This window comes from Pseudomonas alliivorans (genome assembly GCF_017826695.1).
GTDB lineage: Bacteria > Pseudomonadota > Gammaproteobacteria > Pseudomonadales > Pseudomonadaceae > Aquipseudomonas > Aquipseudomonas alliivorans.
Genome location: NZ_JAFFZW010000006.1, coordinates 310949 through 324566, shown reverse-complemented (window position 1 = coordinate 324566; position 13618 = coordinate 310949). Strand labels below are relative to the sequence as shown.

Sequence of the window (13618 nt, the reverse complement as noted above, 5' to 3'; positions counted from 1 at the left end):
AAAAATGTGCTATATTCCGCGCCCGCGATTTTTCCAACGTGCAAACGTAGGTCCTGAACATGCAAGCAGCCAAGCCGTTATTTGACTATCCCAAGTACTGGGCCGAATGTTTCGGACCAGCACCCTTCCTGCCCATGAGTCGGGAAGAGATGGATCTGCTTGGCTGGGATTCCTGCGACATCATCATCGTGACCGGTGATGCTTACGTGGATCACCCGTCGTTCGGCATGGCGATCATCGGCCGTCTGCTCGAGTCCCAAGGCTTTCGTGTGGGCATCATTGCCCAGCCCAACTGGCAGTCCAAAGACGACTTCATGAAGCTCGGCGAGCCGAACCTGTTCTTCGGTGTCGCTGCCGGCAACATGGACTCGATGATCAATCGTTACACCGCCGACAAGAAAATCCGCTCCGATGACGCTTACACCCCCGGTGGTATGGCGGGCAAGCGTCCGGACCGTGCGAGTCTGGTTTACAGCCAGCGCTGCAAGGAAGCCTACAAGCACGTGCCGATCGTCCTTGGCGGTATCGAGGCCTCGCTGCGCCGCATTGCGCACTATGACTACTGGCAGGACAAGGTTCGCAACTCGATCCTGATCGACGCCTGCGCCGACATCCTGCTGTACGGCAACGCCGAGCGTGCGATTGTCGAAGTCGCCCAGCGCCTGTCCTATGGTCAGAAGGTTGAAGACATCACGGATGTGCGCGGCACCGCGTTCATTCGTCGTGACACGCCGCAAGGCTGGTACGAAGTCGACTCGACGCGCATCGACCGTCCGGGCAAGATCGACAAGATCATCAACCCGTACGTCAACACGCAAGACACCGAAGCCTGCGCAATCGAGCAAGAAAAAGGCCCGGTTGAAGACCCGAATGAACCCAAGGTTGTGCAGATTCTCGCCAGCCCGCGCATGACCCGTGACAAGACCGTCATCCGTCTGCCGTCGGTGGAGAAGGTGCGTAATGACGCCGTTCTGTATGCTCACGCCAACCGCGTGCTGCACCTGGAAACCAACCCGGGCAACGCCCGTGCGCTGGTGCAGAAGCATGGCGATGTGGACGTATGGTTCAACCCGCCGCCCATTCCGATGACCACTGAAGAGATGGACTACGTGTTCGGCATGCCTTACGCACGTGTTCCGCACCCTGCGTACGGCAAGGAAAAGATTCCGGCCTACGACATGATCCGTTTCTCGGTGAACATCATGCGTGGCTGCTTCGGCGGCTGCACCTTCTGCTCCATTACCGAGCACGAAGGTCGCATCATTCAGAACCGTTCTGAAGAGTCGATCATTCGCGAAATCGAAGAGATCCGCGACAAGGTGCCTGGCTTCACCGGCGTCATTTCCGACCTCGGCGGGCCGACCGCGAACATGTACCGCATCGCCTGCAAGAGCCCGGAAATCGAATCTGCGTGTCGCAAGCCTTCCTGCGTGTTCCCTGGCATTTGCCCGAACCTGAACACCGACCATTCGTCGCTGATCCAGCTGTATCGCAGCGCTCGCGCCTTGCCGGGTGTGAAGAAGATCCTGATCGCGTCGGGTCTGCGTTACGACCTCGCTGTCGAGTCGCCGGAGTACGTCAAGGAGCTGGTGACGCACCACGTCGGTGGTTACCTGAAGATCGCCCCGGAACACACCGAGGAAGGTCCGCTCAATCAGATGATGAAACCGGGTATCGGCAGCTACGACAAGTTCAAGCGCATGTTCGAGAAGTACACCAAGGAAGCAGGCAAGGAGCAGTACCTGATTCCTTACTTCATCGCGGCGCACCCGGGCACCACCGATGAAGACATGATGAATCTGGCGCTGTGGCTCAAGGGCAACGGCTTCCGTGCCGATCAGGTGCAGGCGTTCTACCCGTCGCCAATGGCCACGGCCACGGCCATGTACCACTCGGGCAAGAACCCGCTGCGCAAGGTCACGTACAAGAGCGACGCCGTCACCATCGTCAAGAGCGAGGCGCAGCGTCGTCTGCACAAGGCATTCCTGCGCTACCACGACCCGAAAGGCTGGCCGATGCTGCGTGAAGCACTGGAACGCATGGGGCGCTCCGACCTGATCGGCTCGGGCAAGGATCAACTCATTCCGTTGCACCAGCCTGCAACCGACAGCTACCAGAGTGCGCGTCGCAAGAACTCGACACCTGCCGGCAGCCACAAGGTTGCCAAGGCGGCCAAGACCACGCTGATTCAGACCCAGCACACCGGCCTGCCGCCGCGCGGCAGTGACGGCAGCAAGCCGTGGGACAAGCGCGAAGAAGCCAAGGCTGCCGCCATGGCCCGCAACAAACAGGCTGCCAAGGAGCGTATGGAAGCCGCCAAGGGCGGGAAGGGCAAAGGCGGCAAGCCAGCCCGCAAGCCTGTGGTGCCGCGCTAGGTCACTGTAAGCGGACGCGAAGCGCGGGAGCGATCACCTCAGGCTGATCGTTCCCACGCCGTGATACTCCGACAGACGCGCAAAGCCGGGCCAAAACGAAAGTGTCTGACTGAATGCATACCTCCCACTGGCACTGATCACTCGGATCAAGCACCTCCCTCGCTTCACTCAGATACTTCACCTCCCGCCTCATCCCTCTGCCACACTGTCTGCCACATTATCGTGCGACCGTTGCACGCTCGACGTCGGCTGGCGCGATTTTGGTGCCTTGTCCGTTCAGGCGCAGAGTGCCAGCGTCGCAGGCGCAGGACTTCGGCCGGATGGCATAAGTCTTGCGCGGATCATTTACCGTTCAGGCTCGCAGGAGGCACGCCGTGTCGATTCATATTGCCTTGCACCACGTCACGCATTACCGCTACGAACGCGCCGTCGAACTGGGTCCGCAGATTGTTCGCCTGCGCCCGGCGGCCCATAGCCGCACGCGTGTGCTGTCTTACTCGCTGAAAGTGCAGCCTGAAAACCACTTCATCAACTGGCAGCAGGATCCGCAGGGCAACTACCTGGCACGTCTGGTCTTTCCCGAGAAAACCGACGAGTTTCGTGTCGAGGTCGATCTGGTCGCCGAGATGGCGGTGTTCAATCCGTTCGACTTCTTTCTCGAGCCCTACGCCGAAAACATCCCGTTCCTGTACGCCAGCGAAGAGCAGCGTGAGCTGGCGCCTTATCTGGAAAAGCTGCCGCTGACGCCCAGATTTCAGGCGTATCTGGACAGCATCAGCCGCGAACCGATACCGGCCATCGACTTTCTGGTCGGGCTCAATCAACGCCTGAGTCAGGACGTCGCGTACCTGATCCGCATGGAACCGGGCGTACAAACCCCTGAGTACACGCTGGAAAATGCCTCCGGTTCCTGCCGCGACTCGGCATGGTTGCTGGTGCAGTTGCTGCGTCACCTCGGCATGGCGGCGCGCTTTGTGTCGGGCTATCTGATTCAACTCAAGGCCGATGTTGCGGCACTGGACGGTCCGTCCGGCACCGACGTGGACTTCACTGACCTGCACGCCTGGTGCGAGGTTTATCTGCCGGGCGCAGGCTGGGTTGGTCTGGACGCCACCTCCGGTCTGTTCGCAGGTGAAGGGCATATTCCGCTGGCGTGCAGCCCGGAGCCTTCGTCTGCCGCGCCGATCAGCGGGCTGGTCGAACCCTGCGAAACGCAATTCAGCCATGAGATGTCGGTGGAACGGATCTGGGAGGCGCCACGCGTCACCAAGCCGTACACGGAAGAGCAATGGCAGGACATTCAGGCCCTCGGTCATCAGATCGACGCTGACCTGCAGCGCGACGATGTGCGCCTGACCATGGGCGGCGAGCCAACTTTCGTTTCCATTGATGATCGTGACGGCGCGGAATGGAACACTGCCGCGCTTGGCCCGAAAAAGCGTGAGCTGTCAGCCGAGCTGTTTCAGCGCATGCGCGCCCACTACGCGCCGCTGGGCATCGTGCATTTCGGACAGGGCAAATGGTATCCGGGCGAGCAGTTGCCGCGCTGGTCGCTGAATTGCTTCTGGCGCAAGGACGGTCAGCCGGTGTGGCACAACGACGCGTTGATCGCCAGCGAGACTGAAGACTATGGCGTCACCGGCGAATTGGCCGGGCGTTTTCTGGCCAGCGTGGCCGAACGCCTGAAATTGCCGACCCGCTTCGTGTTCCCAGCCTATGAAGACAATTACTACTACCTGTGGCGCGAAGGTGCTCTGCCGGTGAACGTCACTGCCGAGGACTCAAGGCTCGGCGACGAGATGGAGCGTGCCCGCCTGCGTAAGGTGTTCGCTCAGGGTCTGGATAAGGTCATCGGTCAGGTGCTGCCGCTGGCGCGCACGGCTGATGGCGGCAGTTGGCAGAGCGGGCGCTGGTACCTGCGTGATGATCATTGCCGTCTGGTACCGGGCGACTCGGCGCTGGGCTATCGTCTGCCGTTGGCTTCGCAGCCGTGGGTCAAGGCGGCCGAATACCCGTTCATTCATCCGACCGACCACAACCAGGCCTTTCCGGAACTGGAAGACAGCGAGTCGCTGATCGCGCAGCTCAGGTCCTCCGACACCGATGCCGAGCGTGCGCCCAAGCTTGACGAGTCTGCCGACTGGCTGACCCGCACGGCTTTGTGTGCCGAGGCGCGTGAAGGGCGCCTGTACCTGTTCATGCCGCCTTTGCAGAAGCTTGAGGAATACCTCGAGCTGGTCGCGGTGATCGAAGCGACGGCTGAAGAATTGAAGTGTCCGGTGTTACTGGAAGGCTACGAGCCACCGAGCGACCCGCGTCTGTGCAACTTTCGCATCACGCCTGATCCGGGCGTCATCGAGGTGAACGTGCAGCCGTCCGCCAGTTGGGATCAGCTTGTTGAGCGCACCGAGTTTCTCTACGAGCAGGCGCGCCTGACGCGCCTGACCACCGAGAAGTTCATGATCGACGGTCGACACACCGGTACCGGCGGCGGCAACCACTTCGTCATGGGTGGCGCAACACCTGCCGACTCGCCGTTTCTGCGCCGTCCTGACCTGCTGCGCAGCTTGATCAGCTATTGGCACAATCATCCGTCGCTGTCTTACCTGTTTTCCGGTCTGTTCATCGGCCCGACCTCGCAGGCGCCGCGCATCGACGAAGCGCGCAACGACTCGTTGTACGAGATGGAAATCGCCTTCTCGCAAATGCCCGAGCCCGGTGAAGAAGTGGCGCCGTGGGTCGTGGACCGGCTGCTGCGCAACCTGCTGATCGACGTGACCGGCAATACACACCGCGCCGAGTTCTGTATCGACAAGCTGTACTCGCCTGACGGTGCAACCGGGCGTCTGGGTCTGCTGGAGCTGCGCGCCTTCGAGATGCCGCCGCATGCGCGCATGAGCCTGGCCCAGCAGTTGCTGCTGCGCGCGCTCGTGGCGCGCTTCTGGCGTGAACCTTATGCGCCCGCCAAGCTGGCCCGCTGGGGTACGCAATTACATGACCGCTTCATGCTGCCGCACTTCATCGAGCAGGATTTCGCTGACGTCGTGGCTGACCTCAATAGCGCCGGTTACCCGGTGCGCGCCGACTGGTTCGCCGCGCATCTGGAATTCCGGTTCCCGAAAGTCGGTGACTACGCCGTCAACGGCATTCAGCTCGAGTTGCGTCAGGCGCTGGAACCCTGGCACGTGCTGGGTGAGGAAGGTTCGGGTGGCGGTGCGGTGCGTTATGTGGATTCGTCACTGGAACGCCTGCAAGTGCATCTCACCGGCCTGCCGCCGCAACGCTACCTGCTGACCTGCAATGGCATTCCCGTGCCGCTGCAGCCGACCGGGCAGGCGGGCGAGTTTGTCGCGGGCGTGCGTTATCGCGCCTGGCAGCCAGCCAACTGCCTGCAACCGACCATCGGTGTGCATGCACCGCTTGTATTCGACCTGCTCGACACCTGGATGCACCGCTCGCTGGGCGGCTGCGAGTATCATGTCGCCCATCCGGGTGGGCGCAACTACGAAACCCTGCCGGTCAATGCCAACGAAGCGGAAAGCCGCCGCATGTCGCGTTTCTTCCGCATTGGCCATACACCGGGCAAATTGGAGGTTCCGTCGCTCAACATTAACGACGAACTGCCGATGACGCTGGATATGCGCCTGCACTGAGTCTGCGTCAAAAGTGAGTCGGGTGCGCACGGACGTGACACCTGACCGCTTCATCTGAAGTCCTTTTTGCTGCCCTGCCGAGCCTTCCATGCCCGACTTGCTTGACCGATACCCGCTGTCCGAGGGTACCTACCACGAGATGCTCGATGCCGACGGGACGGTTCGTCCGCACTGGCGGCGTCTCTACGAGCACATGCGACGCAGTTCGCCGGCGCAGCTGACCCAGCGTCAGGCGTTGCTGACCCGGCAGATTCAGGAAAACGGCGTGACCTACAACGTCTACGCCGACCCCAAGGGCGCAGATCGTCCGTGGGAACTGGATCTGCTGCCGCACATCATTCCGGCTGACGAGTGGGCACATGTCGCGGCCGGTATCGCTCAGCGCGGGCGACTGCTCAATGCCGTGCTCGCCGACCTGTATGGCCCGCAGACGCTTATCGCACAAGGCCTGCTGCCTGCCGAGCTGGTCTTCGGGCATAACAACTTTCTGTGGCCGTGCCAGGGCGTCAAACCGCCCGAGGGTACGTTCCTGCACATGTACGCCGTGGACCTGGCGCGCACACCCGATGGCCGCTGGTGGGTCACCGCTGACCGGACCCAGGCGCCCTCCGGCGCAGGTTATGCGCTGGAAAACCGCCAGATCGTTGCCCGTGCCTTGCCGGAAACCTACCGCGATCTGCAGGTGCGGCACTTGTCCGGTTTCTTCGGTGCCTTGCAGCAGACGCTGGCGCGTCAGGCGCCCACCAGCAATGAAGCGCCGCTGATCGTGCTGCTGACGCCGGGGCGTTTCAACGAAAGCTATTTCGAACACTTGTATCTGGCGCGGCAACTGGGTTATCCGCTGGTCGAAGGCGGCGACCTGACGGTGCGTGACGCCACGGTTTTTCTGAAGACCCTCAGCGGCCTGCGTCGGGTGCACGCGATCATGCGTCGTCTGGACGATGATTTCTGCGACCCGCTGGAGCTTCGTACCGACTCGGCACTGGGTGTGCCGGGGCTGCTGGAGGTCGTACGTCAGGGCAATGTGCTGGTCGCCAATGCCTTGGGCAGTGGTGTGCTGGAATCGCCGGGGCTGCTGGGCTTCCTGCCGAAAATCTGCGAATACCTGTTCGGCGAAGAACTGATCCTGCCGTCCGTGGCGACCTGGTGGTGCGGCGAGCCGCCAGTGCTGGCGCAGGCCCTCGAAAAACTCCCTGAACTGTTGATCAAGCCTGCGTTTCCGTCGCAGCATTTTGTACCCGTATTCGGCCGCGACCTGAGCGAGGAGCAACGCAAGGCGCTGGCGGCACGCATGCAGGCCCGGCCTTATGCCTACGTCGCGCAGGAATTGGCGCAGTTGTCTCACGCACCGGTCTTGCAGGCCGATGGCGAAGCGTTGCAGCCGCGTGCCATTGGCATGCGGGTATACGCGGTCGCGGGCCTGGATGGTTATCGTGTTCTGCCGGGTGGCCTGACCCGTGTGGCGGCCGATGCCGATGCCGATGTGGTTTCGATGCAGCGGGGCGGAGCCAGCAAAGACACCTGGGTGCTGGGCGAGCGTTCCTACAGCGGCGTGCATGCCGGCGAGCCTTTGAAAGGTCAGCGCGCTTTGGGCGTCTATGACCTGATCCGGCGTGATCCCTACCTGCCGTCGCGGGTCGTGGAAAATCTGTTCTGGTTCGGGCGTTACTGTGAGCGTTGCGACGACAGCGCGCGCCTGCTGCGCATCATGTTCACCCGCTATGTCGACGATGACGATCCGCAGGCCTTGCAGGCTGCCGTGAAGCTGGCCGAAAGCCTGGGCGTACTGCCTGAGGCCGAAGAGGACGAAACGCTGCAGCATCGTCTGCTGACCGCCTTGCTGGGCGAGGAATGGCCGTTCAGCCTGCGCGCCAACCTGCAGCGTCTGCAGTGGGCGGCTTCGCAGGTGCGCGGCAAGCTGTCCAGAGAGAACTGGCAGGCGCTGGTCGAGTTGCAGCGCGAGGCCCTGAGCCTGGAATCCGAAGAGCCTGACTTTGGCGAACTGCTGGACTTCCTCAACCGTCTGGTGATGTCGCTGGCGGCGCTGTCCGGCTTTGCGCTGGATGACATGACCCGCGATGAGGGCTGGAGTTTTCTGATGATCGGGCGACGTATCGAGCGCCTGAAGTTTCTCAGCATGAGCCTGGCGGCGTTCCTGCGTGGCACCACCGTGTCGGATCAGGCCGGTCTGGAATGGTTGCTGGAACTGGGCAACAGCAGCATCACCTATCGCTCGCGCTACATGGCAGTGCCTCACCTGATTCCGGTACTGGACCTGCTGCTGCTCGATGACCAGAACCCACACGCCGTGCTGTTTCAGCTCAAGCTGGTACAGCGCTCGTTACGTCGCCTGAGCGACAACTTCGACGCGCCGCGTGACAACAGTCTGGCCGTGCTGGCGCAACGTCTTGCCGCTTTCGATCTCGGCAGTCTGGAGAACCCGCTGTTCGGTCAGAGCAGTATCGATGCGGTGCTGGATGGCCTCGCCGACCTGCTGCAAGGCATTGGCGAAAGCGCAGGTCAGGCGTCCGATCGTCTGGCGTTGCGTCACTTTGCCCACGTCGATGATGTCAGCCAACGCACGGTATCCGTCTGATGAGCGCCCTTTACCAGATTTTCCACGACACGCATTACAAGTACGACAGCCCGGTGTCGCTGGCCCAGCAATTGGCGCACCTGTGGCCGCGCAGCAGTCCCTGGCAGCGTTGCATCGAACAGAGCCTGGAGATTTTTCCGACGCCCACCACGCGCCGCGACGAGCTGGATGTATTCGGCAATCCGCTGACCCGGCTGGCCTTCGAGCGTCCGCACGACGAATTGCAGGTCAATGCACGTCTGCAGATCGAGGTGCTGGAACGGCCGTATCTGGACTTCAACCTGTCGCCGGAATGGGAAGTCACGCGCAGCGCATTGACCTACAGCGCCAAGCCGATGACCGCTGATGTGCTGGAAGCCTGTCGCTACCGCTTCGAATCACCCTACGTGCACTTGAAGCGCTCGTTCGTCGAGTTTTCGCAGGATTGCTTTCCACCGGCGCGGCCCTTGTTGCTGGGCGTGCAGGCGCTGATGGAAAAGATATTCGATGAGTTCACCTTCGACAGCGAAGCCACTCAGGTAGCGACGCCGTTGGTGGAAGTGCTGGAGCGGCGACGCGGCGTCTGTCAGGACTTCGCGCACCTGATGCTCGCCTGTCTGCGTTCCCGTGGGCTGGCGGCTCGTTATGTCAGCGGCTACCTGCTGACCCAGCCACCACCCGGACAGCCGCGCCTGATCGGCGCAGACGCTTCCCATGCCTGGGTGTCGGTGTTTTGTCCTGCGTCGGGCTGGGTCGATTTCGATCCGACCAACAACGTGCAGCCCGCGCTGGAACACATCAGCCTGGCATGGGGGCGCGACTTTTCCGATGTCTCTCCGCTGCGCGGCGTCATTCTGGGCGGCGGCGCCCATGACCCCGAAGTGCGGGTTACGGTCATGCCGGTCGCCTGAGCCGCGCTTAATTCCCGGTGTCCGCCAAACGTTTATCACTCGGCGGCATCGACCCTGTCAGACGCTATGCCGGGCCCGGTCGTACGCATCATGCGGACAACTGGCGCTTGCGCCACAGGCGTAGGCGGCGAGCAAACTGCGAAACAGGCTATTGAGCTGCATGAAAGTCTTTCCATGGGGAGGGCGATGTGCCGATGGTAGAGTGGCGCTCCGTGTCTGGCTGTTTGATTGTTTCGATGGCACCGATAGTTCGTGTGCCTTGCGGGCATCATTGGAACCCCGCTGCCGTTCGACGCTCTGTTTTCAATCGTCTCTTTTAAATCTGACGTACCTGCCCTGGAGATTCAAATGATCCGCAAGCTTGTAGCGATTTCCCTGTTGACGCTGGCCAGTGGTCAACTGCTGGCGGCCGAATGCTCAACCACCATCGACTCCACCGATCAGATGATGTACGACAAAAAAGCCATCGAGATCGACAAAAGCTGCAAGAGCTTTACCGTCAACCTGACGCATTCCGGCAGCCTGCCGAAGAATGTCATGGGGCATAACTGGGTCTTGAGCAAAAAGGCCGATGCGCAAGGCGTCACCACTGACGGCATGAGTGTTGGAATCGACAACGACTACATCAAGGAAGGCGACCCACGGGTGATCGCACACACCAAAATCATCGGTGCTGGAGAGAAAGACTCGGTGACATTCGATGTCTCGAAGCTCGACCCTGCCGAAAGCTATGAGTTTTTCTGCACCTTCCCCGGCCACATCGCGATGATGAAGGGAAGTGTGACGCTGAAGTAATTGATCGCCATATCCATGATCGTTCCCTCGCTCCTGCGTGGTAACGCCTTCCTGGACGCTCCGCGTCCGCCGCTCTCGAATGTGGCATAGAGCGTCACGGGATGCATGCCCACGCGCAGCGATGGGCATGATCGTCGTGGATGCCTGTCAAGGCGCGTAAGGCAGTTCGCGTTTGTGCTGGGTCTTGGCGTAGGTGTCGCAAATGATTTTGAACGCCTCTTCGCGTACCGGCTGGCCGTGCAGGAAGGCGTCGATCTCGGCGTAGGTCACGCCATGCGAGGCTTCGTCAGGTTTGCCGGGGGACAGGTCTTCCAGGTCTGCCGTCGGCACCTTCTCTACCAGTGATTCAGGTGCGCCGAAGTGGCGAGCGATGGCCCGTACCTGATTTTTTACCAGCCCGCTGAGCGGTGCCAGATCGCATGCGCCGTCGCCGAACTTGGTGAAGAAACCCATCACCGCTTCCGCTGCGTGGTCAGTCCCGATCACCAGACCCTGATAAGCGCCGGCGATGGTGTACTGAGCGACCATCCGCATGCGCGCCTTGGTGTTGCCCAGCACGAAATCCACAGCACTGGCAGGGTGGCCTTCGAACGCTTTCACTTCAGCCGCGAGCGCCTTGACGCTGGGGCCAATGTTGACGGTATGGCGCTCGTCCGGCTCGATGAAATCCACCGATGCCTGCGCTTCGTGTTCATCGGCCTGCACGATGTACGGCAGGCGCACGGCGACGAAACGATAACGCGTGTCGCCCGTGCTCTCACGCAGTTCCTTGACGGCGCGCTGGGCGAGCAGGCCGGCAGTCAGCGAGTCGACGCCGCCGCTGATGCCCAGCACCAGATTCTTGAGGCGGGCGTTCTGCAGGCACTGCTTGATGAAATCGACGCGGCGGGCGACTTCGGCTTCCAGGGCGTTCTGGTCCGCGAACGGTGGCTGGACCTTGAGCTGTTCAGCAATCTGGCGCTGTACGGCGTGCATGATTCACTCCTCGTAAGTAGTCAAACTCAAACAGGTTTATCAGAAAGCGGCAGGTCCGGCACCTTGAACACATGTCGCAGGTAGGCGACGAAGTTCGGATCCTTGCATTGCGCCTTGCCGGGCTCGTCGGAAATTTTTGCCACGGGCTGGCCAGCGCAGGCCGTCATTTTCAGCACCATGTTCATGGGCGCGATGCCGGGGATGTCTGCGGTCAGATTGGTGCCGATACCAAAACTGACATTGATGCGCCCGCGCAGTGCCCGGAAAATCTCCAGCGCCTTGGGCAGGTTCAGGCCGTCCGAAAACACCAGCGTCTTGCTCATCGGATCGATGCCCAGCTTCTGGTAATGCAGGATGCATTTTTCGGCCCACTTCACCGGGTCGCCCGAATCGTGCCGCAAGCCATCGAACAGTTTGGCGAAGTACAGATCGAAGTCGGTCAGAAAGGCGTCGGTGGTGATGCAGTCAGTCAGCGCAATGCCCAGCAGTCCGCGGTATTCGCGTACCCAGCAGTCGAGTGCGGCAATCTGACTGTCGATCAGGCGCGGCCCCAGTTGCTGGTGGGCCATGATCCATTCATGAGCCATGGTGCCCAGCGGTTTCAGGTCGAGTTGACGCGCCAGATGCACGTTGCTGGTGCCCACGAACTGCCCCGGAAAATCATTCTTGAGAACCCCCAGTACTTCTTCCTGGACACGATACGAAAAACGCCGACGCGTACCGAAATCCGCAACCTTGAGTTCGGCCAGCTCATCCGGCGTGGCGTTGGTGCTCAGCCAGTCGAACTTGTCGTAGAGCCGTTCGCGGGCCTGACTTAGCAGAATCTTCGGATAGCGATGCCGGTTGCGCACTTCGCTGACGATCGCCAGCAACGGCACTTCGAACATGATCACATGCAGCCATGGGCCGTGCAGGCGGATGCACAGTTCATCGTTTTCGATGCTGGTCTTCACGTAGCGGGTGTTGAAACGGAACAGGCCCAGGAAACGCAGAAAGTCGGGCTTCATGAACGTGATGCGTTCCATGAATGCCAAATGCTCCGGGCTCAGCGACAGCTCGCACAGCAGCTCGATCTGATGCCGTATCTCATCCAGATAGGGGCGAAGGTCTTCACCGTTGCGGCAGCGAAATTCCCATTCCACGTCGACGTTGGGGTAGTTGTGCAGGACGGCCTGCATCATGGTCAGCTTGTAGAAATCGGTGTCGAGCAGACTCTGCACGATGCGATTGGAGAAGGCGCTCTCGCTCATTGTTTCGGGTCTCCAGAGCAGCCGGAAAACAAGGGGCTCGCGACTTCCTGTCGTGTTGCCACGGAAAGCTCACGGCCTGCTGGGTGGGCATTGTCGCCCTTAACTGGCCGGTTGATCCAACTGTTCGAGCATCCATTGCAGGAAAACCCGTATTTTGGGCACGTCGGCGGTGTGCTCCGGATAGGACAGGTAATAGGCGCTGTTGGTGCTGGGCATTGCGAAATCCCATGCGATCACCAGCTTGCCCTCAGCCAGTTCTTCCTCCACCAGAAAGCGCGGCAGCAGCGCGACGCCGCAGCCGACCTGGGCTGCGCGGATGCACATATAGAATGTTTCAAAGCGCGGGCCGTGGTAACTGTGATCGGTCTGGTAGCCCTGACTTTCGAACCACTCATGCCAGGCCTGCGGGCGGAAAGCGTTCTGCAGGAGAACCAGATCGCTCAGTTGTCTTGGGTCGGTAAAAGGCGCATCGGGCAAGCTGTCGGGCGAGCAGACCGGAATCAATTCTTCACCGAACAGCTTCACACTTTCTGCGCCAGGTATCGCGGCCTGACCGAAGTAGAACGACACGTCGCAGCGGCCCTTGATCAGATCGTCAGACTCCTGCTCGTTGAGCAGGTCCAGATGGATATGCGGGTGACGCAGGCGCCAGCCTTTCAGGCGCGGCACCAGCCATCGTGCACCGAAAGTGGAGGGCGTGGAGACACGCAGCACCTCTGTTTCCCCGCCGTAGGAGCGCAGGAAGTGCGTGGACATCTCGACCTGATTGAGGATCTTGCGCACCTCCGCCAGATACAGCGAACCGGCTGGCGTCAGTTGCAGCCTGCGCCGCACGCGCCGGAACAACAGGTGCTGGACCAGTTCCTCAAGCTGCGCCACCTGCTTGCTCACCGCGCTTTGGGTCAGGTTGAGCTCTTCGGCGGCGCGGGTGAAGCTCAAGTGCCGGGTCACTGCCTCAAAACATTGCAGCGCAGCGATCGAGGGCAGATGACGTTTGTTGAGCATGAATGGGCTTCTCTCTGACAGGGCATGTGCATGAATAATCGGAATGATATCTCGCATAAAGGTCGTTTGTTGCCCGACG

At 61.0% G+C, this 13618-nt stretch carries 8 protein-coding genes; 5 read left to right on the top strand and 3 right to left on the bottom strand.

Annotation, left to right across the window (positions count from 1 at the left end; translation table 11 throughout):
• The first annotated feature begins 59 nt into the window (after positions 1-59).
• The 5 genes from JTJ32_RS17825 to azu all read left to right on the top strand — a co-directional run bounded on the left by JTJ32_RS17825 (position 60) and on the right by azu (position 10309).
• Entirely contained in the window at positions 60-2375 is a 2316-nt protein-coding gene (locus JTJ32_RS17825) for a YgiQ family radical SAM protein (RefSeq protein ID WP_025996905.1), read from the top strand.
• Positions 2376-2749: 374 nt separating this feature from the next.
• Positions 2750-6028 carry a transglutaminase family protein gene (locus tag JTJ32_RS17820; RefSeq protein WP_210042821.1) on the top strand — a complete coding sequence of 1093 codons (3279 nt, stop codon included), beginning with the start codon at positions 2750-2752 and terminating at the stop codon, positions 6026-6028.
• Between the two features lie 88 nt (positions 6029-6116).
• Positions 6117-8624, top strand: coding sequence for a circularly permuted type 2 ATP-grasp protein (locus JTJ32_RS17815; RefSeq protein WP_210042819.1), 2508 nt, complete (start codon positions 6117-6119; stop codon positions 8622-8624).
• Entirely contained in the window at positions 8624-9514 is an 891-nt protein-coding gene (locus tag JTJ32_RS17810; protein WP_099229525.1) for a transglutaminase family protein, read from the top strand. The genes JTJ32_RS17815 and JTJ32_RS17810 overlap by 1 nt, the downstream gene beginning before the upstream one ends.
• Positions 9515-9862: 348 nt before the next feature.
• A complete protein-coding gene (gene azu / locus JTJ32_RS17805) occupies positions 9863-10309 on the top strand; it encodes an azurin (RefSeq protein ID WP_099229526.1) in 447 nt (148 codons plus the stop codon).
• Positions 10310-10456: 147 nt separating this feature from the next.
• Here azu and nadE read toward each other — a convergent pair whose 3' ends face one another.
• The 3 genes from nadE to JTJ32_RS17790 form a co-directional block, all read right to left on the bottom strand.
• Positions 10457-11284 (bottom strand): NAD(+) synthase, encoded by an 828-nt coding sequence (gene nadE, locus JTJ32_RS17800; protein ID WP_210042818.1) that lies wholly within the window; start codon positions 11282-11284, stop codon positions 10457-10459.
• Positions 11285-11310: 26 nt separating this feature from the next.
• Complete coding sequence (gene pncB / locus JTJ32_RS17795) at positions 11311-12534, bottom strand: nicotinate phosphoribosyltransferase (protein ID WP_099229528.1); 1224 nt, start codon at positions 12532-12534, stop codon at positions 11311-11313.
• Positions 12535-12633: 99 nt separating this feature from the next.
• Entirely contained in the window at positions 12634-13539 is a 906-nt protein-coding gene (locus JTJ32_RS17790) for a LysR family transcriptional regulator (RefSeq protein ID WP_099229529.1), read from the bottom strand.
• Positions 13540-13618 lie beyond the last annotated feature (79 nt).

What these genes read in the sequence shown, in the direction of transcription:
- pncB (WP_099229528.1), bottom strand. Translation starts at nt 12,534, where the DNA reads ATGAGCGAGAGCGCCTTCTCCAATCGCATCGTGCAGAGTCTGCTCGAC.
- nadE (WP_210042818.1), bottom strand. Translation starts at nt 11,284, where the DNA reads ATGCACGCCGTACAGCGCCAGATTGCTGAACAGCTCAAGGTCCAGCCA.
- JTJ32_RS17815 (WP_210042819.1), top strand. Translation starts at nt 6,117, where the DNA reads ATGCCCGACTTGCTTGACCGATACCCGCTGTCCGAGGGTACCTACCAC.
- azu (WP_099229526.1), top strand. Translation starts at nt 9,863, where the DNA reads ATGATCCGCAAGCTTGTAGCGATTTCCCTGTTGACGCTGGCCAGTGGT.
- JTJ32_RS17825 (WP_025996905.1), top strand. Translation starts at nt 60, where the DNA reads ATGCAAGCAGCCAAGCCGTTATTTGACTATCCCAAGTACTGGGCCGAA.
- JTJ32_RS17790 (WP_099229529.1), bottom strand. Translation starts at nt 13,539, where the DNA reads ATGCTCAACAAACGTCATCTGCCCTCGATCGCTGCGCTGCAATGTTTT.
- JTJ32_RS17810 (WP_099229525.1), top strand. Translation starts at nt 8,624, where the DNA reads ATGAGCGCCCTTTACCAGATTTTCCACGACACGCATTACAAGTACGAC.